Raw genomic sequence first — 24,034 nt, 5'->3', positions numbered from 1 at the left:
ATGACGCTCCGGTAAAAACAACTCTTTGGATAGAGTTTACAGTTAACTATGATGAATATCACAATAACGTGAAAAACATTAGCCGTTGATTATAACACAAGTTCTGATTAAGAAAGCATATTTACCTTTTTCATTTTCTCATAAAGCGGCAGATAAAAGCGAATTGGAAAGCAATGAGCATTTAGTCTAATCTAGCGAAGATTTATTCAATAAGGATGTATGATGTCAGAAAATAAATTCCCATTATGGTTAGCCGTTTCCTATACCCTCTTTTTCATCATTTTAGGAATAAACCCTGCTTTTAGAGAAGTATGGATAGCAGAAGCCATTCCGCTGATTATTATTTTTGGAATACTCATTTTCACTTTCCGTTACTATCGTTTTAGTAACCTTGCTTACGCTTTAATGGCAGTATGGTTAGTACTACACAATATCGGCGCTCACTATACCTTTGCGAATGTCCCATTTGATTGGTTTAATGATTTAATTGGTTCCCGACGTAATAATTTTGATCGTCTTGCCCACTTTTCAATTGGCTTTTATGCTTTCCCTATTGCTGAATATTTAGTGAGAAAAGACCATTGTAAGCCGCTTATTGCCGGTTTATTTGGTTTATTTGCTGTCATGGCGATTGCTGCTGGTTATGAGATCATTGAATGGTGGTACGCTGCAAGTGCTGGTGGTGAAGCAGGCATTGAATTCTTAGGCTCTCAAGGAGATATTTGGGATGCTCAGAAAGATATGTTAGCTGACACCTTAGGTGCCGTGTTTAGTTTGATCTTATTCTTTATTTTTAAAACCTATAAGCAAACCGAAGGTTAAAACATCTGCTGTTAAATGCTCATATCAAAAAGGCGCTCACTTCAATATAAAGTGAGCGCCTTTTGATTATTCGTAATTCAGTGCTAACGCTAATTATTCAGAGTCTGGATAACCATTTGGGTTAGTCGACTGCCAGCGCCAAGTATCTTGTGTCATATCATCTAAGGTTAATTTCGCTTCCCAATGTAACTCTGCTTTTGCTTTTGCAGGATCGGCCCAACATTCAGCAATATCACCAGGACGACGCGGTGCAATGCGGTAAGCCACTTCCACACCTGAAGCATTAGAGAATGCATCAACCATTTGCAGTACGCTGTTACCTTTACCTGTACCTAGGTTATAAATGTGTAAACCTGCTTCAGAGCCTTTATGGTTCAGTGCTGCTAAGTGACCATCAGCAAGATCAACGACATGAATGTAATCACGAACGCCAGTGCCATCAATCGTTGGATAGTCATTGCCAAACACAGATAGGAATTCACGGCGGCCAACTGCAACTTGAGAAATAAATGGCATCAAGTTATTCGGGATACCTTGTGGATCTTCACCCATAGTGCCTGATTTGTGCGAACCAACAGGATTAAAGTAACGCAGTAACGTAATGCTCATTTCTGGATGAGCGTGTTGAATATCGGCCAAACACTCTTCAACCATTAACTTACTACGGCCATAAGGGTTGGTCGCACTGGTTGGAAAGTCTTCTGTAATTGGTACAGAAGCGGGATCGCCATAAACCGTTGCTGATGAACTAAAGATCAATGCATTCACACCAGCCGCACGCATAGCTTCAACAAGCACTAATGTGCCATGAACATTATTATCGTAGTATTCAAGAGGCTTCTCTACTGACTCACCCACTGCTTTTAAACCCGCAAAATGGATAACAGCATCAATTTCATTTTCAGCGAAAACTTTATCTAAAAAAGCACGATCGCGAATATCCCCTTGATAAAAAGTAGGTTTAACGCCAGTTAGGTTTTCAATACGACCCAATACTGTTTCTTTACTGTTATACAAATTATCGACAATAATTGGTGTCATACCTGCTTCAATCATTTGTACACAAGTATGACTGCCGATATATCCCATGCCACCAGTAACTAAAACACGCATAGTGTCTCCTAATCCTTAAAATAGAGGCTATCACATTCATACAAAGCTATATTAAGCCGTCATATTAAATGGATAATCAATCAGTTGACAATAATTATCGTGATTCATCACCATAGTTTCAAGTCAGTTATGCTTAATATTACCATCGAACGCACTTAATCTTTATTATCTATGTTTACAATTACAAACAATATCTTCAGTTTTAATGACTTGCACCGCTGTTATAAAACACCGTATTATTATGCAGTGCTTTTTTAACTATCGAGTCACTATGAAACGTTTATTTCCTATAACTATGATGGTATGCAGCTTGCTACCTCTTCTCAATGGCTGTGAAGTGGTTCAATGGAAAACCGATCATGATCAAACCGTACTACATGATGATGGTTTTACTAAACATTCCCTTGCATTAAAAGAAGGCGGAACGCTGACTTACTGGGAAGGTGGACAAGGTGAACCTTTATTATTATTGCACGGTTTTGGCGGAACAGCTGCGGCAACATGGAAAGCTGAAATGCTTGAGTTAAGCAAACATTATCGTGTTATCGCGCCTGATTTATTGTGGTTTGGTGAATCAAAAAGTAAAGCAGAAGCACGTTTAGCGACCCAAACTCAAGCAATATGGCAACTTGTTGATCACTTAAAACTACAAAAAATCAATGTTGCTGGTATCTCTTACGGCGGTTTTATTACTTACGATATGATGACGACACCAGAGAGGATCAATAAAGCCATTATCATTGCTAGCCCAGGCCCGCTTTTTAGCGATAATGACTTAGCTGATTTGGTTAAACGTGCCAATGTGAATACACCAGAAGCGTTATTTGTGCCGAATGGTGCTGACGGTATTCGCCGTTTATACGACAATGTTTTTGTGAAAAAAAAGCCAATGCCGGATTTTGTTGCAGAGCAAATCTATCAAGGCTATTTTTCACAATGGAAGCCAGAACGTACCAGTTTGATCCAAACACTGCCATTAGATCGTGATCGTATTCAGCAATTCGATCCTACTCATTTGCCGAAACTCATGCTCATTTGGGGTGAAAAAGATAAGATATTTCCATTATCTAATGGCATCAAACTCAGCAAATATACTCAAGCACCCATCGTGGTTATCCCAAATACTGCACACGGTGTGACTAATGAGCAACCCCACCTCACATCTGAACTGATTAATAACTTTTTACAACAATAAATCAGTGAGCAGTAGTAAATAAGAGGGAAGATACATTCTTCCCTCATTATCACTGGCTTCTAACGTTATTAACACGTTAGACAAAATAAATCATCGTTTCTATTCTTTATTGTTCTTGATAAAACTCGTTACATTAAATTTCAAAAAAAATTAGACATAGAGTAAAACGCTGCTATTCTCGCACAGTGCACAACATGCTGTATTCTTTCATTCTGTGCGAAGGCGTTTCCAACTTATGACGACATTAATCAAAAGCAATCAACTCCACCCCACCAATTTTGCTTATATCGAACTTAGCGAAAAAACACTTAAAAAACAGCTCGCATTACTTTTCCCTTTTTCTGGCGCTATTTGTGCTGTCATCGCATTTACTTATTTTGTTTCTGATGCTGAGTTTTATTTCACGCTTGTCGGTATCGTTGGCATGTTCCTTTGTTATAGCCTTGCTCTCCTCAACCGCTCTATTTTTTCAGCGAAAGTCTTATTCTGGATATTCTTGATTGCGACAACCTTAGTCTGTGCTAGTGGGTTTTATTTTGAAGGTGCACGCCACATCAGTAACACAATTGGATTAACCATTCCTCTGTTGTGTTTTTTCGCTTTAAGGATAAAAACAGCAGCATGGTATAGCACTCTATTTGGTTTTATCTATATCGTTCTGAGTATTTCTGAAATTTCCAATAAACACTTACAAATATCATCGGCATTACAAAACATCAGTGCTTATTCAATAATTTTTGTGATGGCATTTTTACTTTCTCGCCATCGCTATGATGCCATTATGCAAGTTAAACGTACCACAACGCATGACTACTTAACTGGGCTTCTAAGCCGTGAAGGCTTCATCCCTCTTTATCTTAATGAGTCATCTCGTTGCAAACGCTATCGTCGTGATATATCGATGCTACTCATTGATATCGATAATCTTCGCGACATTAACGATCGATACGGACTCGATGTGGGTGATAAAGCTATTATGATGCTGGCAAAATGCATGAAAGAGACTTGTAATGCCGATGTTCAAATTGCACGATTAAGTTGCCAAGAATTTTGTATTCTTATACCTAATGCAGATCTCCAAAAAGCAGAGTTTATAGCCATTGCATTACGCAATGAGGTCGCTAAATGGACTTTAGAGTTAGAATCTGGTCATAAAATTAATATGACGATCAGTGTTGGTATAACCACCGTTGAACATCAAGATTTTAGATATGACTACATTAAAGCAGAGAGTGCATTGATGCGTGCGAAACGTTGGGGATATAATCAAATAGCAACCAATGAATAAAGGTGCTAAAGCATGTCTTCTAAAATACTGTGCCAATGGAAATGTTTTTCAGTTGAAGAACAAGCGCACGTACTGCCGAATAATAAACAAGTAACATTTACATCAATTAAGCATCCTGGGGCTGTGGTCATTATTCCTATTAATAGCCAAGGACATCTTGTTTTAGTTAACCAATATCGTCCTGCGATTAACCAATGGATTTTGGAATTTCCAGCTGGAACAATAGAGCCTAATGAAGATATTTTTCTTTGTGCGAAAAGAGAGCTCGCTGAAGAAACCAATTTAAAAGCAGAAAGCTGGCAGTCATTAGGAGAATTACTACCAGTACCTAGCTTTTGCGATGAGATCCAACACCTTTTCGTTGCAACAGATCTCGCCCCAACCATTGGTCAGCTTGATGATGATGAGATTATCGAAGTAGTTACCCTTTCGGTCACTGAACTCGAGCAAAAAATTGTAAAAAATGAAGTTAAAGATAACAAAACCCTGTCTGCTTTTCTTAAAGCACGTTTAGCTGGACTCCTATAATTTTTTGCGCTGAAACCGATTTCAGCGTAAAAACCATATCTGGAAAATAACTACCCATACATATTGTTCGTCGTTCTCACAGTAAAAGACTATAAAGAACACTTTATGGAGCGGTAGTTCATGTCTTTTCTTCTCGCATTATTATTTACCCTATCCTCTAACCTCGATAATTTTGTCATAGGTTTAACATACGGAGTTAAAAGTGTAGATATTCCTCTTTCATCGAATATGATCATTTCATTTATTACCACTTTCATTACCTATTTATCCATGCTGTTTGGTCAACTGATCACTCACCTTGTTCCTCACAAATTTTCGAATGAATTAGGTTCAATCATTTTTATTCTAATGGGCGCTTGGTTTATTGGTTCAAATTTTGTTAAAAAACAACAAATAGAACAAGAGAAACCCCGTGACCTAAGCATCAAAGGTGCGGTTATATTAGGTTTTTTACTTTCAATTAATAATATTGGAGTGGGTATTCTCGGTAGTATTACTCATCTAAATATCATGTTAGTTGTAGCATTAACCTTTATTACTGGTGTTGGATTAACCTATGCTGGTAATAATTTAGGCAATTATGTTATTGGTAAAGTGATTGGTAAATATAACGACATCATTTCTGGCACATTACTTATTGGGTTAGGTGTACTATCTTTGCTTTTCACGTTCTAACCAATAAAAAAGCCCAGTACTAAACTGGGCAAAGCAGTGCTAATTATATTCTTGTATAATACAGATTGAATAAGTAGCGACTACGTCATAAGCTGTGGACGCTTAGACTAGTTGAGTATTGCAATTAATCACTACATTTTATTTACAAATAAATGAATAAATAGCGATAATATCCTAGTTTATAGTTTTACTTCCCAGCGTTGTAGTGGCTGTTTGGTATCAATACCGCCACGTCCCCAACGATCAAGGCTATCAATCACGATAACTTTAGTATCAGCAGAAACGAATGCTTTCATATTTTGGCTTAACGTTTTCGTTGTCAGAATAGTTAATGAAGGATCTTCTTTTAACAATCGGCTTAATTGCGTTTTATCGGCATCTGTCCATTCCAATTCAGGCTTCGTCATACGCTCAACAACAAATAGCTGATTACCTGATGCAAAATCTTCTAGCTCTGCAGAGAGTAAGACAACAGCATTAACATCGGCTTGCATAAGAGTGTCTTGTTGACGATTAATCAACTTACGAACATCTATCATTAAAGCTTGTTGATTTTTTTCAATTTGCTGGGCTTTTTCAGGCCATAAACGCTGGAGGTCATCGCTTACAATTGCTGCCATACGCGTTAAGTTAGTTGGGTTTAACCATGCATATAACGATGTAGTGCCATCAGGTAAACGTAATGCAGCAACACCTTGTGCGCGTGGCGAAATTGCTTGAGAGGCATCAATTTCAACAATATTAATATTGCCCTCACGAGCATGAATAAAGAGCGGATCATTCGGCCAAATGGCGCCTAACGTAATCACAGCTTTTGCAGTTTTACTTGCGTTTGAAGCAACATCCCCCCCCTTTGTTGAAAACCAGTTAGGTAAACGCGTTACACCGTAGCGTTTAGGAGGCAAATATTCGGTCGTGATCCCTGTCTCTTTAGTCAGCTCTGTCGCTAACATATAAGTCACAGGCGTTGCTGTTAAAATGTCTTTGGCGTAAACAACACTTGTTGGCAATAAAACGGCAGCACTTAAACAGGCACCGAATAACACAGTTTGCGTTTTGCGCATGGAGATAGAAAATTTATTCAACAAAAACATGTGGTTTCCTGATTAACTTTTACGAATAATGCGGTACATCGTTGCTGACATGAAAAAGATAGCAGAAACAATAATAATCGCAGCGCCTGATGGAACTGGAAGTTTTAATTCCATTGGCAATACCGTACCAATAACACAACTTATTGTGGCTAGTAGAGCCGACAATAAAACAAAACTGCCCATATTCTTGGTTAATAACCGCGCCGTTGCGCCCGGGATCAATAGCAACGCCCCAACCAACACTGCTCCAACAATTTTCACAGATGCAATCGTGACCAGCGTTATCATCATCACAAATAAGTAATCATAAAAATTGGTTTTGTAGCCACGAACTCGGGCAATATCAGGACTAATACAGGTTAATAAAATCCGATTAAACGTCGGTATTAAGAGCAGTACAATTAAGGCACAACTGATCGCAAGAACAATCAAATCTTGATCTGTTACCGTTAGGATTGAACCAAACAAGACGTTTTCTAACATGTGAATATTGATCTTACGTGCTACATACATCAACAATGCAGCACCAACCGCTAATGCTAACGCGAGGAAAACACCGACTAATGTGTCGTAAGGTACATTGGTTCGATTTCGCACGAAATGCAGCAATAAAGCAAAAATCATGCAGAAGCTAAATAAACCAATGAATGGATTTTCTGGCGGCTCGCCTAACAATACACCTAAGGCAATACCCGTTAGAGCGGCGTGACCGACAGCTTCAGAAAAAAAAGCTAAACGTTTAGCTATCACTAAGGTACCTAAACCACCTAAAAGAGGCCCAAGCAACAGTGCAGCTACGATTGCATTAACCATAAAGGCATAAGAGAAACTGTCACTTAACCAACCAGCATCAACACCGAGTTGTGCCCAATGTCTTAATAGTTCCATTACGCCACCTCTGATTGATTAGACGCAGAGACTGCTGGCTGTGAATAATGATTAAACAAACGTTCAATCTTCTCTGGTACCAATACTTGACTATGATCACCGCTATCAACTAACACACGATTGACCACATGAACTTGCGCTTCTAAACGTCGAACCGCTGTCACATCATGATGAACCGCTAATACAGTTTTACCTTGGTTAACAAATTCATGGATAAGCGATTCTAAATAACGCACACCCTGCTCATCCATACCCGTCGTTGGCTCATCAAGTACCAGTAAATCAGGATTATCTAATAGTGCTTGAGCAAACAACACACGCTGCTGTTCACCGCCAGATAATTGCCCCATACGACGATCTGCACGATTCGCCATACCGACACGATCAAGTTGCGTTAATGCAATTTGTTTATCTTTCTGACGTTGGCGCCAAAACAAAGGTGAACGGGTTTGATTTAATAAGATAAAATCCATCACGGTTAACGGTAGACTTTGTTCAAACATTGCTTTTTGTGGCACATAACCAATCGTACCGGCTTTACCGTTATTAACAGATTCATCCCATAAAATATCAATTTGCCCACGAAACGGTGTTAAGCCTAAAATAGAACGTAGCAATGATGTTTTACCGCCACCATTAGGTCCCATCACCACATGGCATTGTCCACCGTCAAATTGATGAGTGATTTCAGATAAAATCTGATTAGGACCGTATTGAAGGTTAACGTTAGTTAACTGAATGCTAGGACCGATGATCATGCTTGATCCTTATTTGCAGCAAACTTGATTGCTTCAACTAATGTGGCAAGGTTTTCTTTCATCTCAAGTTCAACTTTCTTACCGTCATAGTCTCCATGTGTCATGTGAGAAAAACGGTATAACTGAACACCTGTTGCCTTTTCAATGGTATCGACATAACGATTAGGCATGTTTAATTCATAAAACAAAACGTCAATGCCTGATTGTTTAATTTTCTCAATGGTTTCTTGTAGTTGGCTTGCACTTGGTTCTACACCATGCGCAGGTTCAATCACCGCAGCAACATCAACACCAAACTCTTGCAATAAGTAGCCATACGCATTGTGCGTAGTCGCAACTTTCATTCCCGCTGTATCTAAATCCCCCAGCGTTAACATTGCATCACGCTTCATTAAACGAAACTGTTTAGCATAATCACGGGCATTTTTTCGATATTCAGCGGCGTTGTCAGGATCAATTTTCGCTAATGCATTAGCAATGGTATAAACCTTCTGAATCGTGGTAGATAATCCAACAAACGTATGGGGATTCACAGCGCCATTACCAACCGACTGCCCCATCGCAGGCAACAGTGGCACATCATTATTAGCTTCAATGACAATCAAATCATCACGATCTGCTGCTTGAATAACTTTCAACGCAAAATCATCGTGACCAATACCATTAACCACAATGATATCCATCTCTTTTAGACGTTTAAGATCATTAGGTTGAGGTAAATAGTTATGGGGATTAAAACCTGCATCAACCAATGGCAAAATTTCTGCTTTATCACCAACAACCGCTTTTACATAACTGTAATAAGGCTGCAAAGTAATACCAATGGTCTTTTTATCAGCAGCAAAGCTATTCATACTCACAAGCAATGCTATGGCAGTAAGGCTAGATTTAATTAATTTATTCATTGTTATCTAAATCTCGGTACAGTAAAGATTAACGGCAATAAAACCAAAGCGCCGTTATTAGTGATTGTGTGATCCGTTGTTATTAGGAGAATCGTTAAACACAATTTGCGTCCAACCATTATTGATTAAATGTTTGCCATCAAAATCGCGTAATGTATTGGCATCAAGTAAGCTCACATTATCGTTCATCGCGAGCCAAATATCGGGAGACGCTGAATGACTATTAAGCACTATCGACATCGCGCCTTTATCATCCGACCTCACACCTTGATAGATAGCATCAGTTATCAGTGCCCACTGATGACGACCTTTTCGCTCCCAACTTTTATCTGTCACAAAAGGAGCAATCCAAAACTCTTGAAGCTCAGAGATTTGTGGCCATTGACCAACAGCAACACTTAACTGGCTATCTTGATATAAGTTACGGATTTCTTCATGAGCAAGCCGTAATTCCGCAATCATAGCGATTTCTTCAGCGGCTAAATCAGTAATTGAAATTTGATGCGAAAGCAGTGCCGATTTGGGTTGCTTGGTTTGGTGATAAGGAAGTAAAACAAAAGACACCAACAAGATTAATCCAATACATAAGGCGACCCACTTGCCTTCTCGATCTCCATTATCAGAGCGAACAGTTTGACGGATCATTTTTCTTTTATCTCAACAACATCGACTTCAACAGGATTCTCATGTCCAGCATCAAAAACCAAATAAAAGTCAGTATCAGGCTTGGTGAACTCAGCGATTGAGCGCTTATCTGTCATGCCTTTCGCGATTAAGTTATCGTCGTAATCAAACATATCAACGTTGTATTCCACTGCGGTACTGCCATCACTATAACCGGCTTCACACAACACTTTATCGGCTTCAAACCAACAACTCATTAGTGGAAAATGAGCAAATGCTGGCGTTGAAAAAGTCCCTAAACAAAGTAAAGATGCCGCAATAATGGATGATTTCATTGTCATAAAAACCTCAAACAAGCCCAAAGACAGGCTTAAAGAATGCAGAGATCAAGGCGTGATGGATTCACGCCTTAACCAGAAGTTGTATTACTGAAGTAAGGTTTCAAAAGTTAAGTGAACATTGACGTTTGCACGGTCGTACATAGGATCGTTTTCAACCATACCTTTATAATTTGACTTCATTAGGTAACGCCCCGCCACTTCTGGAGTGAAGGTGATCTTGCCGTCTTTATCACTTACCACATCAATTTGCTCTTGGTGGTTACGGTACAGCGTTCCTTCACGTGTAATGTCCGCCGTTACTCCTGCTTGCGGTTTGCCATTAAAGAAAAATTGGAAGGTTACTGGCTCGCCTTCAACAATGTCAGATGGGTGTGTAACAGGTACCATTTCAAGATATTTACCTGTCAGTTCCATCGCTTTTGTTGATGGTTTCCCAACAGTCACATAACTTTCTGCACGGGTATAACTCACCTGAGTGACAACGTCACGCGACTTTTCCGGGAGTATTGTCATACGATCCGCTTTATTCGCTTCCATACGTTTTTCAGTATCACGACGTCCCGCTTTGTAGAAAGTGTAGTATCTAGGTGTCTGATTAATTTGTACTTTATGAGTACCTTCTTCTTCAAAGAAGAAATCAAAAATCGCACGACGTTTACCACGAATGGTGAAATTTGGGTAAGCAATACGACCATCAGGCATAACAACTTGTGTCGTTTCAATGCTTGCTGGCTTATCAAAAACAAATGTTCCGTGTGACGCTGTCACATCAAATGACAGCCAATCACCGCCCTCTTTGGAAACAGTGAAATGTGAAGGTAATACCCAACGAGGGTGTGCTTGAGCGACAGATGCCCCCCCTAAACCCGCTGTCACTAGGCATGCTAAAGATACTGCTTTTAATTTATTATTCATGATGACAATTCACTTAGAGTTTGTAGTTAATCTTGATAGTGCCAGTTTCTTGTGTTGGTGCTAAAACATGGCTAACAGCACTTTCACCGAGCGTTAATTTCTGGCGTAAATAGTTACGTCCGCCGTGTTCACGTACCACTTCAACGTAAAAGGTATAATCTCCTTGCTCTACACGGTTGCCTTTATCGTCTAAGCCATCCCATGAAAAACGGTATTCACCCACCGGACGTGTAGCAGATGTAACAGCATCAACAAGTTCTCGGTCATAACGCCCCACTTTGCGCCACCAGCTACGTAAATCTTTCAACCATTCGTCTTTACCGACCCAAAGCTGCATCGTTCTTACGGGTTTACGTTCACTGTTTTCAATCCACACTGCGACATAAGGACGGGCATACATTGAGGTTTCAATTTTAGGTAAACTTAACTCAACATCTAACTGAGCGGTTTCTGGCAAAGGTGCCGCCCATGCCGTTGATAAAGGTGCCAGCAGTAACGTTGCCAGTACGGTCTTTTTTAATTTATTTTTAATGGTCATCGTTAACCTGCTAGATATTATGGAACAAATACAATGTAGATAATGGCGGTAACAACTGAGCCGAAACTCATCCACTTCATTGATGTATTAAGTGTTTTCTTTTTCGGTAGTAGCAAACACACACCCGTTAACACAAAACAGATCATCAAAGCCGCAGTAATATCAATAAACCACTTCCAAACCTCGCCACTATTACGACCTTTATGAAGATCGTTAAGTAGCGCAATAACACCATAATTGGTGATTTCGATATTCGCTTGTGCGGTTGTCATATCAATAAAGACCACAGCGTTATAACCAGGGCCTTTGTAATCTAATGAGATCTCGCCTTCGACTAATTCGTCACCCTCTAGATCGGTAAAGATCTCAATACCAGAAGCCGTACCACGCACATCGGTATGTTTAGAGAGATAACTGATCAAAGCCGATTTGTTAGGTACAAACGGACCTTGTTCAGACGAAAGCAATGAAGTAGGTATGGTAATTTTTTGCTCTGTCACACTGGGTGTATCAGATACAAACAACTCAGGACGATTTAAAGTAATGCCAGTAATGGCAAAAAATAAAACAATCAATAACAACGCCATTGAAATGTAAATATGAAGACGACGTGCCCACAATTGGACATTTTTTTGCTTTAACACCATAGTAAAAAACTAGCTACCTACCTAGAATGGCAGTAATTTAATTGATAATCGTTCTTATTGGCATTCAATTTACATTGTTTACGTTAGTCAGTGGAGGACATTATGAAGGGAGTAATAAAACGCCAATCAAAACACATAACCAGTTGAATAAAAACAAAAAAGCCAATCAAACAAAGGTTCAACTGGCTTTTACTGCAACGTCTTTACGGTTTACGAACTCAACATCTTACTGCTGCTAAATCCATTAGGCGTTTTAATAAAACTAAATAGATATTGTTCTGATATTTTTTCTAAACAGAATGCCATGAAGTAACTTTAGCGCACGATATAGGCGCATTTTACAAGCACTAATTGTTATACATAAAATATCACTAATTTCTAATAATGTTAGATCCTGATAAAATCGTAAATCAATAATTTCTTTTTCACTGTAAGATAATTCATCGAGCAATATATCCATATCAATTTTATCATCTATATTGACCTGACTATAATGACTTACTGGCTCAATATTATTTATCGAAATGTTTTTTTTATTATATCTCATCTTTTTTGCTAAGTGAGAATAACAAACATTATCTGCAATTGTATAAATCCATGTTCTAAAAACACCTTGATGACAATATTTTGGTAGTGCTTGGTAAATCCTTAATAAAACATCCTGAACAACATCATCAATACTGCCACTATCATTTATTCTATACATACATCTTGAATATAAAGATTGCCAATAAAATTTCATTAACAATGAAAATATTTCATTCCTTTTTACTCTATTTTTTTGAAAAACATAAAGTAAATCGCTTTCATTTGACAAACCATTATTTAATATATTCATTAGCATATCCGTATAGTAATTTTATATTATTTCAATGACAAAAAAATCATGTTAATCGCAATACATATTTACTATATGCAAAAAAAAACACAGACTTGTCTTATAAAAAAGAAAGTCTGTGTTTTAGCGTTTAGAACTTAATTTATTACTTCAGACGGTACGTTAAGCCAAAGTGGAACGTTGTATCGATATCATCATTTCGATTAGTGTTTGTTGTTCCATCATAGTCAATATTATCTTCAGTTTTAGACAAGCCGCCAGTTACAGATAAACTAATAAAATTAGATACATAGTAACGGAATGTTGAACGTAAACTATTGGTCATCAAATCTTCTGATTTATCACTTGAAGCATAAGTGAGTAACCATGCGTTCTCCCAATCAATATTGTCACGCAGCTCATACGTTAAAAACATTGTATTGGTTGCGTTAAAGCCATTATTACCATCATCCAAAATGGCGGTTAAAATTGCTTCGTTTGAAAATTGGGTTTGGTTATTAATTGGATAATGGTATTCCGCTCCCACTTCAAGCGCTGGTTTGCTAACTGAACCATCATAGTTAGTCAATACCGCACCAGCACCAGCTCTGACTAGCCAGCCATATTTACGGGTTGAAATGCGCTCATTCATCAATACATCGTAAGAGTTTATTGCACCGCGTGCGCTCAGTTTATCACCTAATGCTTTACCAATATCTTCAACCCAATATTCGGCATAATCAGCAGAGCCATAACGGCTGCGATAAGCTGCTTCTCTTGCTATAACTTGTGCCACATTTTGATAGGTTTCTCGGCTAACATTTCCTCTTAATAAACCATGTTCTTGAAGAGATTGAACGACACGGATCGCTTTTGCCATTGGAGTTGCATTTACCACTCGCCCATAACCTAAACCTGCCGTTAACTTAGTAAAGGGATCTTTCATATCAGTCTGGGCACCAACTTCTGCTTTCCCATACCAAAAGAAATCACTTTTCTTAGGGCTAAAGTACATATCATTGGTTAGCGCAGATAAAGCTTGGTAATTTTCTTTACGTTCATCATTACTATTCGGGCCTTGACTGATGTTTGTATCACCGACGAACTCAATTCGCGTATTACGATTTGCCGAGGAAAATACACGATCATAATTTGCACTTACAACAGCGTTATAACTGGCTTGATCTTGATTTCCATCTCGTAAATCAAATTGCGCATCTAAATATGCATCCTCATACGCTGATGTCGCTTCATCATAATCAAACATGCTAATTTGTTCAGCCAAGGTGACTGAAGATAACAGCATACCAACCGCAGCAGACACCGCAGTAATTGTTGATTTCATGATACTACTCCTTTAATTGTTACTTTGTTTTTATTTATATTCAGTCCATGGCAATGCCCGGCTGTATTTACACAAACTCAGCAACAACTAAAAAAGTCACAATAAATTTTATTAATTTTTTACTTTCTCAAATATAAGAAATACGCATTGGGATAGATAATATGAATTAGAATTTAAACATGACGCAATTAATAACATTTAAGTATCGCTATTAATGATAACTATTCACTACACAGTTAGAATTGTTAATTCGAGAAAAAGGAAGTTATTATATAAACTTTGATGTGAACTTGATGTTGAATTCCCTTTCAAGCATCAATTTTAATATGTGTTATGAAGCACACGCCATTGACTTAAGCTGTAGCGTATTAATAAACAATCGTGGGTCAGCAATCTTTTGCAATATTAATTGAGTAGGTAAACAATCATCATCAACGTAATCAACATAATCAGATGCCGAATCAAAAATTAAAATATCCAATGCTAAGCGATCTAATCCGTATAAACCACGATGAATCATATCTGCTGAAAATACCAATAAATCACCTGCCGATAATGCAATCTTCTTCCCACCAGAAAGGCTATCATGGCTGACTTTGCCATTCACTTCTTGGCGAACATTGTATTCTTCTTCATTATCCCATCGCTTGTGCGTGCCGGGTATTATTTCCATACCGGGTTCATCAAATAAAGGGACACGAAGGTGCAATACTTGCGTTTCTAATATGACTCTCATTTGGTCTTCAATATCATAATCATATTGACAGTCACGGTGCCAAAAGTCTTTTTGTTGCGGGTTCACCGGATTAAAGAACAGTTGAGTATTCATGAAAGCAGGATTTTTAGGTATTACGGTATCAACCACATCCATGATTTTTTTTGAACTAATAAAGTCAAATAGTTCCGTTCTCTCTGCGATAGATAAATACTGGCTTCCAGTAATCAAAGATGAGTTAAATGCTTCTTCTTGATAGAACTCTTTGTTGTCAGCTTTCCATAATTCATGAAAAGTTAAAACGACTTTTCTGAGTGAAGTTATCTGATCTTCACTGAAATAATTGCGAATAACGAAGTAACCGAATTCTTCGTATTGCTGACTTAATTGTTGGCTATTGAATAACACTGACGACCTTCACATTCTCTATACCGTTGACTGATTACGGTATTCTTTGGCGAATAGTGCCAGACGATAATAGTGATAAGCAAGTATGTCAGAGTATTCTAAACGCGTGTTGTTTATTTAAAGAATTTAGAGCTTCTGAAAAAGAGATAATTTGATTATGTAAATGCACTATATCACTCTATCAATAAAGTACATTTACACACGGTGACACCCCAAATCGTCTAAGCTAAAAGCGCTTTTCGAATGATTTCAGCCCCTGCATTTAAGGCTTCAAGTTTGCCTTGTGCGATATGCTGGGCTAGCGGTGCCATGCCGCAATTGGTGCATGGGTAGAGTTTATCAGCATCAACAAATTTAAGTGCTTTACGCAATGTATCCGCGACTTCTTCCGCCGTTTCAATTTTATCACTGGCAACATCAATCGCCCCTACCATCACTTTTTTTCCACGAATAAGCTCTAGCAAATCCATGGGTACATGAGAGTTATGGCATTCTAACGAGATAATATCGATATTAGATTGCTGCAGTTTAGGAAACGCCTCTTCGTATTGACGCCACTCTGAACCGAGTGTTTTCTTCCAATCAGTATTGGCTTTAATGCCATAGCCATAACAAATATGAACAGCAGTTTCACACTTCAGCCCTTCAATGGCTCTTTCTAAACAGGCAATTCCCCATTCATTAACCTCATCAAAGAATACATTAAAGGCTGGCTCATCAAATTGAATAATATCAACCCCTGCTGCTTCTAATTCTTTGGCTTCTTGATTAAGGATTTTAGCAAATTCCCATGCCAGTTTTTCACGACTTTTGTAGTGCGCATCATATAGAGTATCAACCATAGTCATAGGACCAGGCAGTGCCCATTTGATCGGTTGTTTAGTTTGCTGACGAAGGTATTTAGCATCATCAACAAACACCGATTTTTGACGAGAAACAGGACCAACAACAGTAGGTACGCTGGCATCATAACGGTCTCGGATTTTAACCGTTTTACGGGTTTCAAAGTCAACGCCGTTGAGGTGCTCTATAAAGGTAGTTACAAAATGTTGGCGAGTTTGTTCACCGTCACTGACAATATCAATTCCTGCTTGTTGTTGATTTTGCAGTGATAAACGTAGCGCATCTTGTTTTCCTGCCGCTAATGCATCCCCTTCCAATTTCCACTCTGACCAAAGTTTTTCAGGCTCTGCCAACCAATCGGGTTTCGGTAAGCTTCCTGCTGTTGATGTCGGTAATAATGTTTTCATGATAGTTAACGTCCTATGTTGTAATAAATGATGAAAGCAATGTTGATGTTAGCTAGTCACGAAATTCGCTGACCATTGCTCAAGCACGGTTTGGTACGGTTTAATGAAGTGCTGCTCGGCAAATTTGCCTTGTTCACCTGCCAACCTGCTGCGCTCTTCTCGGTCATACACGATTTTGGTCAGTGAATGATCGGGGCACTTTAAGTTGGGTTTATAGGACTTTCCAGCCACTGCGTTTGCATTATAGATTTCTGGTCGATAGATCTTTTGGAAGGTTTCCATGGTGCTAATGGTGCTGATCAGCTCAAGGTTGGTGTAATCATTTAATAAATCACCAAAGAAGTAGAACGCCAAAGGAGCAACACTGTTTGCAGGCATGAAGTAACGTACCTGTAAGCCCATTTTTTGGAAATACTGCTCGGTCAATGACGACTCATTGGATTTATATTCCACGCCCAATACTGGGTGCTGATTTTCGGTGCGGAAATAGGTTTTGTTATCAGATACAGATAAACAAATCACCGGTGTCTTTTTAAAATTGTCTTTATATACATCAGAGTTAACAAAGCTCTGGAAGATTTTGCCATGCAGCTCGCCAAAGTTATCTGGAATACTAAACTGTGGCTTACCTTTATTATGGTTTTGCAGTAGTACGCTGAAATCGTAATCACGCACATAAGAAGAAAAGTTGTTACCGACAATCCCTTCAATACGCTGGTTAGTTTTATTATCAATAATGTGGGTTTTTAATACTTCAATCGATGGGAATGTTTGCCCCTGTCCTTCAATGTCGATATCAACCGAGACAATTTCAAGCTCAACAGAATAACGATCACCTTCGGGGTTATCCCAGTTCGCCAAGGCATTAAAGCTGTTATTGATCATGTTTAATGCGTTACGTAAGTTCTGTTGGCGGCTTTCCCCTCGCGCTAAGTTAGCGAAATTGGTAGTAATACGTGTGTTGCTAGCGGGATGATAATTTTCATCAAGGCCCGTCTTATTAATAGTAAATGTGAAATTCTTTGTCATAGCGGCCTCTACCTTTTAGCTGAAATGAGTGAATGCTGATGCGCTTTCTGTATTCAGTTATACGTAGGGTGCTTGATCAATAAAAGCGTATTTCTTTCACTATCAATATGAAAAAAACTCAAGTGGTTACGTTTGAGTTGTTACAAATTTGTAAGTTATAGTTCTCATCACATAGAAAGGATATCTATGCTTATTCAATGCGTTAACCGCTAACCACATATAAGAAGACAAAGAAATGAATGAATTATTGTTAATAATATACTGCGCTTTACTTGGCAGTGGTGTTGGATTTTTGGCAGGATTATTAGGTATAGGAGGAGGACTTGTTATAGTACCCATTCTAAGTATTATCTTGCTTCATTTCGCCATTTTACCGCCTGAACAAGTGGTTATCGTCGCTATTGCTACTTCCTTAGCATCCATATTATTCACTTCAACGTCTTCTGCCATCGCTCACCACAAAAATGGCAATGTGCCATGGAACCTAGCACCATGGATAATGACAGGTGTTGCCTTAGGTGCACTTATCAGTGGGTTTTTAGCGGCTCTATTACCGAGTAATGTTGTTCGTATTGTATTTGCGGTAAGTGTGGCACTCATTGCACTGAAGATGTTTTATAGCAGTACAAAAAAAGAGACAGCAACAACACGTAACATGCCCAATAATTTTGTTCTTACCTTTTTAACAATAATTACCGGCGGATTGTCGGCCATGATTGGTATTGGTGGCGGCGCACTGTTAGTGCCTTTGTTAACCTTCTTCTCTCTCGATATGAAGAAAGCTATCGGTTGTGCTTCTGCTTGTGGCATTGTTATCGCACTCTTTGGCTCTATCGGCTATGTCAGCTCAGGCATTAGCTATCTTTCTCTTACTGATGGCTTTGCCGGTTTTGTTTATCTACCCGCATTATTTGGTATTGTTTGTACTTCTTGGTTTACCGCTCCGCTAGGCGCTAAGGCAACAAACTATTTACCTGTGCCAATCATTAAAAAAATCTTCTCAGCATTATTACTAGCAATGGCGACAAATATGGTGATTAGTTAAACCAAGCATGTGCACTAGAATAAAAAAATGAGTGGTTAACTTAGTGATTATTAAGTTAACACACTCATTTTTTTATTCGCTCAGGGTGAAATGCTAAGACAATATTTAGCTAGCTTGTTCCATTTCACGCATTTGTGATAAATATTTTATCCAGCTCGATGCTGCCGATGAAGGCTTTATATTATTTGCCTGTTTGGCATGAATAATCGCTTTATCAAAGTTATTTAGCTTGTAATACGCACGGACTTTCGCCAACTCAACATCAGACTGTTTATCTTTACGCTTAACCTTATTAAGCTCAGTTAACGCTTTTTGATATTGCCCTTCCTGCAACAACAATTGTGCAAGTTGCCAACGATAACGGTTATTACGCTGGGCTGCTTTTTCCCAAATATTGATAGCACTTTGCCACTCTCTTGCCATCTGCCAATAGTTAGCTTGTTCAACGAGCAACCTTGTATTAGTTGTTGCGCCTTCAAGCTCTGCTATTTGTTTAGCAGCACGTTCAGGAATACCACGCTGAGCATACAGTTGCGCTAAGCGATGTAAATCTTGCTGCGTTAACTTAACACCTTGATATTTTGCTAATTTTAATGTGCTCAATGCATCTGCAGGTTTCCCTGCTCGCAATTGTATATTGGCTAATTGCTGCCACCAATTGAGCTTATTTGGCTCTATCGCAATCAAACGATTTAATGTCGAAGTTGCACCATTCCAATGCTTTAGTTGCAACTGAGCACCCAACTTAATCGACAACGGCGATATTTCATCTTTACGATTATAGCCATCGTAGTATTTCATCGCAGAAAGGACTTTTGACCACTGGCTCAATTGATAATGTGATTGGGCAATACGCAGCCATAGTTCATCGCCCTTTTGTGATTTTGGAATATGCTTTGTTAGCTGATAGTAATGTGGTAGTGCTTGGCTGTATTTTTGCTCAGAAAGTAAAATATCAGCCAGCATACGCTGAGTAACCCATGCTTGATCATCTTGTAATAAGCCACTCTTAACTGCTTTAGATAAATTGCTTATCGCTTTTGATGGATTGCCCTGCTGCCAATAAAACACGCCCAACATACGCTGAACAAATGCTTTGTCATAAGGCTCTATCGGCTTTAAAGAGACAAGTAAATCAATCGCCTGATTAACCTTATCATCAAGCTGTAAGTTATTCGCTTTTTGAACCTTAACGGCAATCGACTGCGACAATTTACCTCCCGCGTAAGCGGATGATAAAGGCAAACTCGCTGCGGCGGTTAAAGCGATAATAAATGCTAATCTTTTCATCATTTATTCAACTTAAATTCTAAACGTACCGTCTGACCTGGCTGTGATACAGCACTGCCATTTTGCACTTGTGGTTGGTACTTCCATTTACGCAATGCACGTATCGCTTCTTTATTAAATAAACGATTAGGTTTTGCTTCAAGCACTGCAATATCGATTGGTCTGCCTTGAGGATCAATCGTGAATTTCAGTATAACGTAACCTTCTTTACCTTGTTTTAGCGCGCGGGGCGGATACCTTGGCTCAACACGATACAATGGCATAGCTTGCTGACTCTGACCGATAGTCGGCGCACCTACCGCATTCGATGCACTGCTAAAATCACTAAATTTCGGCATCTTGATCGATAAGCCTGTAACCGCTGTATCCAACCCTAAGCTTGTCGTAGACGCAACAGGTTGAACACTTGCGGTGGCTGTTCTTGATGATACCGGCTTTGCTTCTGGCGGTGGCTCTGGTGTTTCAGGTGGTGGTGGTACCGCACGCTGTCGCCGTTGAGGTGCTTGCTCTGGTTCCATCATTACCATGTTGAACGCTAGCACTTCTTTATTATCAGGCTTTTGATGATTACCGTTATCTACCATCCATGCCATAAAAGTAAAAAGTCCTAACGCTACAGCAATAGCTAATGGAAAAGCCATTAAAAGACGGATCATTAATTTTTCTCCGCCGCCAATGCGATATTTTTGATCCCAGCTCCTTTTGCTGCATCCATCACTTTAACCACAGTGCCGTTATAGGCATGCTCATCCGCTTGGATCACTAAAGAAGCATCAGGTTGCTCTGTAAGCATATGTTCTAATGTTGCTTGAACACGTTCTACATCAACAACACGTTTATCAATATAAACGTCATTTGCTGAAGTAATTGCAACAAAGATCCCTGCGTCTTTTTGGCTTACCACGTGGCTTGCTTGAGGGCGGTTAACTTCTACGCCTGATTCCCGTACAAACGAACTCGTTACAATAAAGAAAATCAGCATAATAAATACGATATCGAGCATTGATGTTAAATCAATTTGTGCATCTTCTCGATTTGAAGAACGGCGGCTGAGTCTCATTGCTGACTCCTTAATAATTTTTCTAATTTAAACTCACGCATCTGACAAGCTTTAGATAAACGTGCGTGAACAAACATACCCGCTAAAGCCGCAACCATCCCTGCCATTGTTGGCAAGGTTGCTAAAGAAATGCCGGATGCCATTAAACGAGGTTGACTACTACCTTGCGTCGCCATTACATCAAAGACAGAAATCATCCCCGTCACTGTGCCAAGTAAACCTAGCATGGGGCAGATTGCGACTAATACTTTGATAAAATTTAAATTCTGATTAAGGGCAATTTTTGCTTCATTAAGCCAGCCATCACGAATTGCACATGCATGCCAAGAGGAATGATCTTTACGAGCCATCCAGCTAGTTAACCACTGCTCTTTTTGCTTTGGAAAATAGAAGAATAAATAAATCACGCGTTCAATAACCAAAAGCCAACATAGCGCAACAACCGCAGCAAGCCACCATAATATGGCGCCACCTTGCGCCATAAAATGAGAAAGCGAAAACCACCAGCCATGTAATACGCTGAAGTCCATTATGCTGCCTGTTCTGCTAATACGTTACGGTTAGATGTCTGAGAAGATTCGTTTTTTTCAGCTTGCTGAGCAACTAAGCTGATCCCTTGTTTTTCAAGGATCAATCGAATATTTTCAGCTTGTGTACTTAGTACATTATGAGCCAGCAATAAAGGCATCGCGGCAATCAAACCTAGAACGGTCGTTACCAATGCCATTGAAATACCACCCGCCATCACTTTAGGATCACCATTACCAAACTGCGTGATAACTTGGAAGGTTTCAATCATCCCCGTCACCGTACCCAGTAAGCCTAACATTGGCGCTAAAGCCGCAAACAGTTTAAGCATCGATAAGCCTTTTTCTAATCCTTGCTGCTCATCAACAATCGCTTCAAGTAAACGTAATTCTAACGCTTCTACGCTACGATTTTGCTCTTTGTTATACACAGCAAGAATACGACCCAGTGGGTTATTTCCAGCTTGAGTTGGATTTTTTAATTGTTGCTTAATTTGACGATTAATAATCGCTAATTTAACGCCACGGAAAATGGCAATACCCGCACCAATAGCTAATAGAAGTAGAATAATTTTACCGACCACACCACCTGCTGTTAAACGATCTTCCAGCGTAGGTGCATTGGCTAATTGCTCTAATATCACACCACGAGAAGGATCAAGAGCAATACTTTCACTACCTGCCGCCGCTATTGCAGCTAAATCTGAAAGTTGTGGGCCATTTTCAGGTTGTTGTTGATAAGCCGTTGCAAGATGGCGAGGGCCATCCCACTTTAAATAACCCTGTTCAGCTACTAGGCCTAATGCACCTAAACGCAATGCTTTTTCTGTGGTTTGCTCACCATCACCATTAATAAATGGTACGTTCACCTTTGCCAACTCACCGCTTGCAACGATTTGTGATTCCATTGCTTGCCACAAACCTTTTAATTGTGGCATAGACGGCAGTGCTTTCGCATCAACGATTTGGTCAACAACTGGGATATATTTCGTCACATCAACACCAGTGACAGCGTAACTTTGCTCGGCTTTTAGTTCTTTTGCTGTTTGGCGAACGACACCAAATAACTCACCAAGGCTGCCAGAATCTAATTGAAGTTGCTGTTCTAATTTCGCAAGTTCTGCTTCATTGGTACTAAAACTTTGGCTCAGTAATTCTGTTTGTTTTTTTAACGCATTACGTTGCGCTAATAATGCATCACGTTGTTGACGAATTTTCTGTGCTTCTTGACTAAATTCAGCTTCACGTTGCACATTATGTTGCTGTTGAGAGACATTTTCTTGTTTCGCTTGCTGTACAACCGATTCAGCAGATACTGTGAACGGAACCGATGCCATACAGAGTGCAATAGCTAACGCTTTTAATTTCATTATTTGCTCTCCACGTTAGCAAGGGGCGCTGAGATAGGTAAACGTAATAGGCTTGGTGCAATTTGCTTATTCGCCATTGCAAACGCTTTATCAATATTTGCAGCTTCACTTGTATCAAGTGCCTGCCACTGCTGTTTGTTACTGTTCCAACTCCAGTAATGACTACCGTTTAAGCTACGAGCGACAAATGCAATACGACCGAGATACAGTAAATCAGCCTCGATTGTTTTACCGTCTTCTAACGTAATTTTATCTTGGTACGTACCCAATTTCGTGCCGTAATCCATTTCAATCTGATAGGCTTCTAGAATACGACGGAATTTTTCTGCATCGCTAATATCGGCTTGCGACATCATCGTTTGCAACTTTTCAATACGCGCTAAACGCTGTTCATGTTTGATAGGCTTATCTTGCTCAACAACAGTCGATAAACCATCAATCATTTGGTACATCAAAGGTACAACACCTTGGCGCGTCTCTTTAATGTTCTCTATTTGTTCATGAATAGAGGCCATTTCTTGGGTTTGATTATCAACCATACGCGCAAGGTGATCGTGATAGACCGTCAGGTTTTTAAGCTCTTCTTGTAATTGCTCGATTTGTGCTTTCATCGCGATAGCCGAATCAGCATTACGATCAATCTTATCTTGGCTTAATGCTGAAGCCGTATTGGTTTTGTTTTCAATAGAACGTGCTGTATCAAGGCTCGATGCCTGTACCCCAGTTGTGATGCTTAAAATCACAACCGCTAAACTGGTTTTAATAAAATTCATAATCAAACTTAATAATGAGTAATCTTGAATCGCAAAAAATAAAAAAGTGAAGTAATAATAAAAAGTTAAATCGT

Annotated in this window: 27 protein-coding genes; 6 read left to right on the top strand and 21 right to left on the bottom strand. The window is 39.2% G+C overall.

The features are described from left to right. Positions 1–222 precede the first annotated feature (222 nt). Positions 223–822 (top strand): DUF2238 domain-containing protein, encoded by a 600-nt coding sequence (locus C9J38_RS15565; protein WP_107207893.1) that lies wholly within the window; start codon positions 223–225, stop codon positions 820–822. Between the two features lie 93 nt (positions 823–915). On the opposite strand, the gene galE is transcribed toward C9J38_RS15565, so the two are convergent. After that, on the bottom strand, positions 916–1,935 hold the full coding sequence (galE, locus tag C9J38_RS15560; protein WP_107207892.1) for a UDP-glucose 4-epimerase GalE: 1,020 nt from the start codon (positions 1,933–1,935) through the stop codon (positions 916–918). 271 nt (positions 1,936–2,206) lie between these two features. Here galE and C9J38_RS15555 point away from each other — a divergent pair, with 271 nt between their 5' ends. The 4 genes from C9J38_RS15555 (at position 2,207) to C9J38_RS15540 (ending at position 5,621) form a co-directional block, all read left to right on the top strand. Next, the gene (locus C9J38_RS15555; RefSeq protein WP_107207889.1) at positions 2,207–3,130 is read left to right on the top strand and encodes an alpha/beta fold hydrolase; all 924 of its coding nucleotides are present in this window, start codon (positions 2,207–2,209) and stop codon (positions 3,128–3,130) included. Between the two features lie 235 nt (positions 3,131–3,365). Further along, complete coding sequence (locus C9J38_RS15550; protein ID WP_107207887.1) at positions 3,366–4,418, top strand: GGDEF domain-containing protein; 1,053 nt, start codon at positions 3,366–3,368, stop codon at positions 4,416–4,418. A gap of 12 nt (positions 4,419–4,430) precedes the next feature. Then, a complete protein-coding gene (locus C9J38_RS15545) occupies positions 4,431–4,946 on the top strand; it encodes an NUDIX hydrolase (protein WP_107207885.1) in 516 nt (171 codons plus the stop codon). A 120-nt stretch (positions 4,947–5,066) separates the two neighbouring features. After that, positions 5,067–5,621 carry a manganese efflux pump gene (locus C9J38_RS15540; RefSeq protein ID WP_107207884.1) on the top strand — a complete coding sequence of 185 codons (555 nt, stop codon included), beginning with the start codon at positions 5,067–5,069 and terminating at the stop codon, positions 5,619–5,621. Between the two features lie 179 nt (positions 5,622–5,800). On the opposite strand, the gene C9J38_RS15535 is transcribed toward C9J38_RS15540, so the two are convergent. From C9J38_RS15535 to C9J38_RS15470, 14 genes are all read right to left on the bottom strand, one after another. Then, complete coding sequence (locus C9J38_RS15535) at positions 5,801–6,715, bottom strand: metal ABC transporter solute-binding protein, Zn/Mn family (RefSeq protein ID WP_199195426.1); 915 nt, start codon at positions 6,713–6,715, stop codon at positions 5,801–5,803. A 12-nt stretch (positions 6,716–6,727) separates the two neighbouring features. Further along, a complete protein-coding gene (locus C9J38_RS15530) occupies positions 6,728–7,603 on the bottom strand; it encodes a metal ABC transporter permease (protein ID WP_045082039.1) in 876 nt (291 codons plus the stop codon). Beyond that, positions 7,603–8,361, bottom strand: a complete 759-nt coding sequence (locus C9J38_RS15525; protein WP_107207883.1) for a metal ABC transporter ATP-binding protein — start codon at positions 8,359–8,361, stop codon at positions 7,603–7,605. The genes C9J38_RS15530 and C9J38_RS15525 overlap by 1 nt, the downstream gene beginning before the upstream one ends. Then, positions 8,358–9,266 (bottom strand): metal ABC transporter solute-binding protein, Zn/Mn family, encoded by a 909-nt coding sequence (locus C9J38_RS15520; RefSeq protein ID WP_107207881.1) that lies wholly within the window; start codon positions 9,264–9,266, stop codon positions 8,358–8,360. Before C9J38_RS15520 ends, C9J38_RS15525 begins: the two co-directional genes overlap by 4 nt. Positions 9,267–9,323: 57 nt before the next feature. Further along, positions 9,324–9,911 carry a hypothetical protein gene (locus C9J38_RS15515; protein ID WP_107207879.1) on the bottom strand — a complete coding sequence of 196 codons (588 nt, stop codon included), beginning with the start codon at positions 9,909–9,911 and terminating at the stop codon, positions 9,324–9,326. Further along, the gene (locus C9J38_RS15510) at positions 9,908–10,225 is read right to left on the bottom strand and encodes a hypothetical protein (protein WP_199195425.1); all 318 of its coding nucleotides are present in this window, start codon (positions 10,223–10,225) and stop codon (positions 9,908–9,910) included. Before C9J38_RS15510 ends, C9J38_RS15515 begins: the two co-directional genes overlap by 4 nt. Positions 10,226–10,315: 90 nt before the next feature. Beyond that, positions 10,316–11,146, bottom strand: coding sequence for a DUF4198 domain-containing protein (locus C9J38_RS15505; protein WP_107207876.1), 831 nt, complete (start codon positions 11,144–11,146; stop codon positions 10,316–10,318). A 13-nt stretch (positions 11,147–11,159) separates the two neighbouring features. Continuing rightward, positions 11,160–11,684: a DUF2271 domain-containing protein gene (locus C9J38_RS15500; protein ID WP_005365370.1), complete on the bottom strand. Its 525-nt coding sequence runs from the start codon at positions 11,682–11,684 to the stop codon at positions 11,160–11,162. Positions 11,685–11,701: 17 nt separating this feature from the next. Beyond that, on the bottom strand, positions 11,702–12,331 hold the full coding sequence (locus tag C9J38_RS15495; protein ID WP_107207875.1) for a PepSY-associated TM helix domain-containing protein: 630 nt from the start codon (positions 12,329–12,331) through the stop codon (positions 11,702–11,704). A gap of 262 nt (positions 12,332–12,593) precedes the next feature. Next, the gene (locus C9J38_RS15490) at positions 12,594–13,169 is read right to left on the bottom strand and encodes an RNA polymerase sigma factor (protein WP_107207873.1); all 576 of its coding nucleotides are present in this window, start codon (positions 13,167–13,169) and stop codon (positions 12,594–12,596) included. Positions 13,170–13,314: 145 nt separating this feature from the next. Then, positions 13,315–14,493, bottom strand: coding sequence for a hypothetical protein (locus C9J38_RS15485; RefSeq protein WP_107207872.1), 1,179 nt, complete (start codon positions 14,491–14,493; stop codon positions 13,315–13,317). Positions 14,494–14,824: 331 nt separating this feature from the next. Beyond that, positions 14,825–15,616 carry a phytanoyl-CoA dioxygenase family protein gene (locus tag C9J38_RS15480; protein ID WP_107207871.1) on the bottom strand — a complete coding sequence of 264 codons (792 nt, stop codon included), beginning with the start codon at positions 15,614–15,616 and terminating at the stop codon, positions 14,825–14,827. Between the two features lie 221 nt (positions 15,617–15,837). Further along, complete coding sequence (locus C9J38_RS15475; protein ID WP_107207869.1) at positions 15,838–16,866, bottom strand: methionine synthase; 1,029 nt, start codon at positions 16,864–16,866, stop codon at positions 15,838–15,840. 48 nt (positions 16,867–16,914) lie between these two features. Beyond that, positions 16,915–17,895, bottom strand: coding sequence for a DUF1852 domain-containing protein (locus C9J38_RS15470; protein ID WP_107207867.1), 981 nt, complete (start codon positions 17,893–17,895; stop codon positions 16,915–16,917). Positions 17,896–18,130: 235 nt separating this feature from the next. On the opposite strand from C9J38_RS15470, the gene C9J38_RS15465 reads away from it, so the two are divergent. Further along, a complete protein-coding gene (locus tag C9J38_RS15465) occupies positions 18,131–18,940 on the top strand; it encodes a sulfite exporter TauE/SafE family protein (protein ID WP_107207865.1) in 810 nt (269 codons plus the stop codon). A gap of 105 nt (positions 18,941–19,045) precedes the next feature. On the opposite strand, the gene C9J38_RS15460 is transcribed toward C9J38_RS15465, so the two are convergent. From C9J38_RS15460 to C9J38_RS15435, 6 genes are read right to left on the bottom strand one after another with little or no spacing between them, the layout of a single operon-like run. Then, complete coding sequence (locus C9J38_RS15460) at positions 19,046–20,230, bottom strand: CDC27 family protein (protein ID WP_107207937.1); 1,185 nt, start codon at positions 20,228–20,230, stop codon at positions 19,046–19,048. Next, positions 20,230–20,886 carry an energy transducer TonB gene (locus C9J38_RS15455; protein ID WP_107207864.1) on the bottom strand — a complete coding sequence of 219 codons (657 nt, stop codon included), beginning with the start codon at positions 20,884–20,886 and terminating at the stop codon, positions 20,230–20,232. The genes C9J38_RS15460 and C9J38_RS15455 overlap by 1 nt, the downstream gene beginning before the upstream one ends. Next, positions 20,886–21,290, bottom strand: a complete 405-nt coding sequence (locus C9J38_RS15450) for a biopolymer transporter ExbD (protein WP_005365390.1) — start codon at positions 21,288–21,290, stop codon at positions 20,886–20,888. Before C9J38_RS15450 ends, C9J38_RS15455 begins: the two co-directional genes overlap by 1 nt. After that, on the bottom strand, positions 21,287–21,820 hold the full coding sequence (locus C9J38_RS15445; RefSeq protein WP_045082027.1) for a MotA/TolQ/ExbB proton channel family protein: 534 nt from the start codon (positions 21,818–21,820) through the stop codon (positions 21,287–21,289). Before C9J38_RS15445 ends, C9J38_RS15450 begins: the two co-directional genes overlap by 4 nt. Continuing rightward, complete coding sequence (locus C9J38_RS15440; RefSeq protein WP_107207862.1) at positions 21,820–23,187, bottom strand: MotA/TolQ/ExbB proton channel family protein; 1,368 nt, start codon at positions 23,185–23,187, stop codon at positions 21,820–21,822. Before C9J38_RS15440 ends, C9J38_RS15445 begins: the two co-directional genes overlap by 1 nt. Beyond that, on the bottom strand, positions 23,187–23,960 hold the full coding sequence (locus C9J38_RS15435) for a DUF3450 domain-containing protein (protein ID WP_199195424.1): 774 nt from the start codon (positions 23,958–23,960) through the stop codon (positions 23,187–23,189). The genes C9J38_RS15440 and C9J38_RS15435 overlap by 1 nt, the downstream gene beginning before the upstream one ends. Positions 23,961–24,034 lie beyond the last annotated feature (74 nt).

The organism is Photobacterium sp. GB-210 (assembly GCF_003026075.1).
Lineage (GTDB): Bacteria > Pseudomonadota > Gammaproteobacteria > Enterobacterales > Vibrionaceae > Photobacterium.
Note: the sequence above shows the minus strand (reverse complement) of the source record. Positions and strands in the feature narration are given on the sequence as shown.

Excerpts from the sequence above, each read along its gene's own strand:
- C9J38_RS15565 (WP_107207893.1), top strand. The coding sequence starts at position 223 with ATGTCAGAAAATAAATTCCCATTATGGTTAGCCGTTTCCTATACCCTC.
- galE (WP_107207892.1), bottom strand. The coding sequence starts at position 1,935 with ATGCGTGTTTTAGTTACTGGTGGCATGGGATATATCGGCAGTCATACT.
- C9J38_RS15555 (WP_107207889.1), top strand. The coding sequence starts at position 2,207 with ATGAAACGTTTATTTCCTATAACTATGATGGTATGCAGCTTGCTACCT.
- C9J38_RS15550 (WP_107207887.1), top strand. The coding sequence starts at position 3,366 with ATGACGACATTAATCAAAAGCAATCAACTCCACCCCACCAATTTTGCT.
- C9J38_RS15545 (WP_107207885.1), top strand. The coding sequence starts at position 4,431 with ATGTCTTCTAAAATACTGTGCCAATGGAAATGTTTTTCAGTTGAAGAA.
- C9J38_RS15540 (WP_107207884.1), top strand. The coding sequence starts at position 5,067 with ATGTCTTTTCTTCTCGCATTATTATTTACCCTATCCTCTAACCTCGAT.
- C9J38_RS15535 (WP_199195426.1), bottom strand. The coding sequence starts at position 6,715 with ATGTTTTTGTTGAATAAATTTTCTATCTCCATGCGCAAAACGCAAACT.
- C9J38_RS15530 (WP_045082039.1), bottom strand. The coding sequence starts at position 7,603 with ATGGAACTATTAAGACATTGGGCACAACTCGGTGTTGATGCTGGTTGG.
- C9J38_RS15525 (WP_107207883.1), bottom strand. The coding sequence starts at position 8,361 with ATGATCATCGGTCCTAGCATTCAGTTAACTAACGTTAACCTTCAATAC.
- C9J38_RS15520 (WP_107207881.1), bottom strand. The coding sequence starts at position 9,266 with ATGAATAAATTAATTAAATCTAGCCTTACTGCCATAGCATTGCTTGTG.
- C9J38_RS15515 (WP_107207879.1), bottom strand. The coding sequence starts at position 9,911 with ATGATCCGTCAAACTGTTCGCTCTGATAATGGAGATCGAGAAGGCAAG.
- C9J38_RS15510 (WP_199195425.1), bottom strand. The coding sequence starts at position 10,225 with ATGAAATCATCCATTATTGCGGCATCTTTACTTTGTTTAGGGACTTTT.
- C9J38_RS15505 (WP_107207876.1), bottom strand. The coding sequence starts at position 11,146 with ATGAATAATAAATTAAAAGCAGTATCTTTAGCATGCCTAGTGACAGCG.
- C9J38_RS15500 (WP_005365370.1), bottom strand. The coding sequence starts at position 11,684 with ATGACCATTAAAAATAAATTAAAAAAGACCGTACTGGCAACGTTACTG.
- C9J38_RS15495 (WP_107207875.1), bottom strand. The coding sequence starts at position 12,331 with ATGGTGTTAAAGCAAAAAAATGTCCAATTGTGGGCACGTCGTCTTCAT.
- C9J38_RS15490 (WP_107207873.1), bottom strand. The coding sequence starts at position 13,169 with ATGAATATATTAAATAATGGTTTGTCAAATGAAAGCGATTTACTTTAT.
- C9J38_RS15485 (WP_107207872.1), bottom strand. The coding sequence starts at position 14,493 with ATGAAATCAACAATTACTGCGGTGTCTGCTGCGGTTGGTATGCTGTTA.
- C9J38_RS15475 (WP_107207869.1), bottom strand. The coding sequence starts at position 16,866 with ATGAAAACATTATTACCGACATCAACAGCAGGAAGCTTACCGAAACCC.
- C9J38_RS15470 (WP_107207867.1), bottom strand. The coding sequence starts at position 17,895 with ATGACAAAGAATTTCACATTTACTATTAATAAGACGGGCCTTGATGAA.
- C9J38_RS15465 (WP_107207865.1), top strand. The coding sequence starts at position 18,131 with ATGAATGAATTATTGTTAATAATATACTGCGCTTTACTTGGCAGTGGT.
- C9J38_RS15460 (WP_107207937.1), bottom strand. The coding sequence starts at position 20,230 with ATGAAAAGATTAGCATTTATTATCGCTTTAACCGCCGCAGCGAGTTTG.
- C9J38_RS15455 (WP_107207864.1), bottom strand. The coding sequence starts at position 20,886 with ATGATCCGTCTTTTAATGGCTTTTCCATTAGCTATTGCTGTAGCGTTA.
- C9J38_RS15450 (WP_005365390.1), bottom strand. The coding sequence starts at position 21,290 with ATGAGACTCAGCCGCCGTTCTTCAAATCGAGAAGATGCACAAATTGAT.
- C9J38_RS15445 (WP_045082027.1), bottom strand. The coding sequence starts at position 21,820 with ATGGACTTCAGCGTATTACATGGCTGGTGGTTTTCGCTTTCTCATTTT.
- C9J38_RS15440 (WP_107207862.1), bottom strand. The coding sequence starts at position 23,187 with ATGAAATTAAAAGCGTTAGCTATTGCACTCTGTATGGCATCGGTTCCG.
- C9J38_RS15435 (WP_199195424.1), bottom strand. The coding sequence starts at position 23,960 with ATGAATTTTATTAAAACCAGTTTAGCGGTTGTGATTTTAAGCATCACA.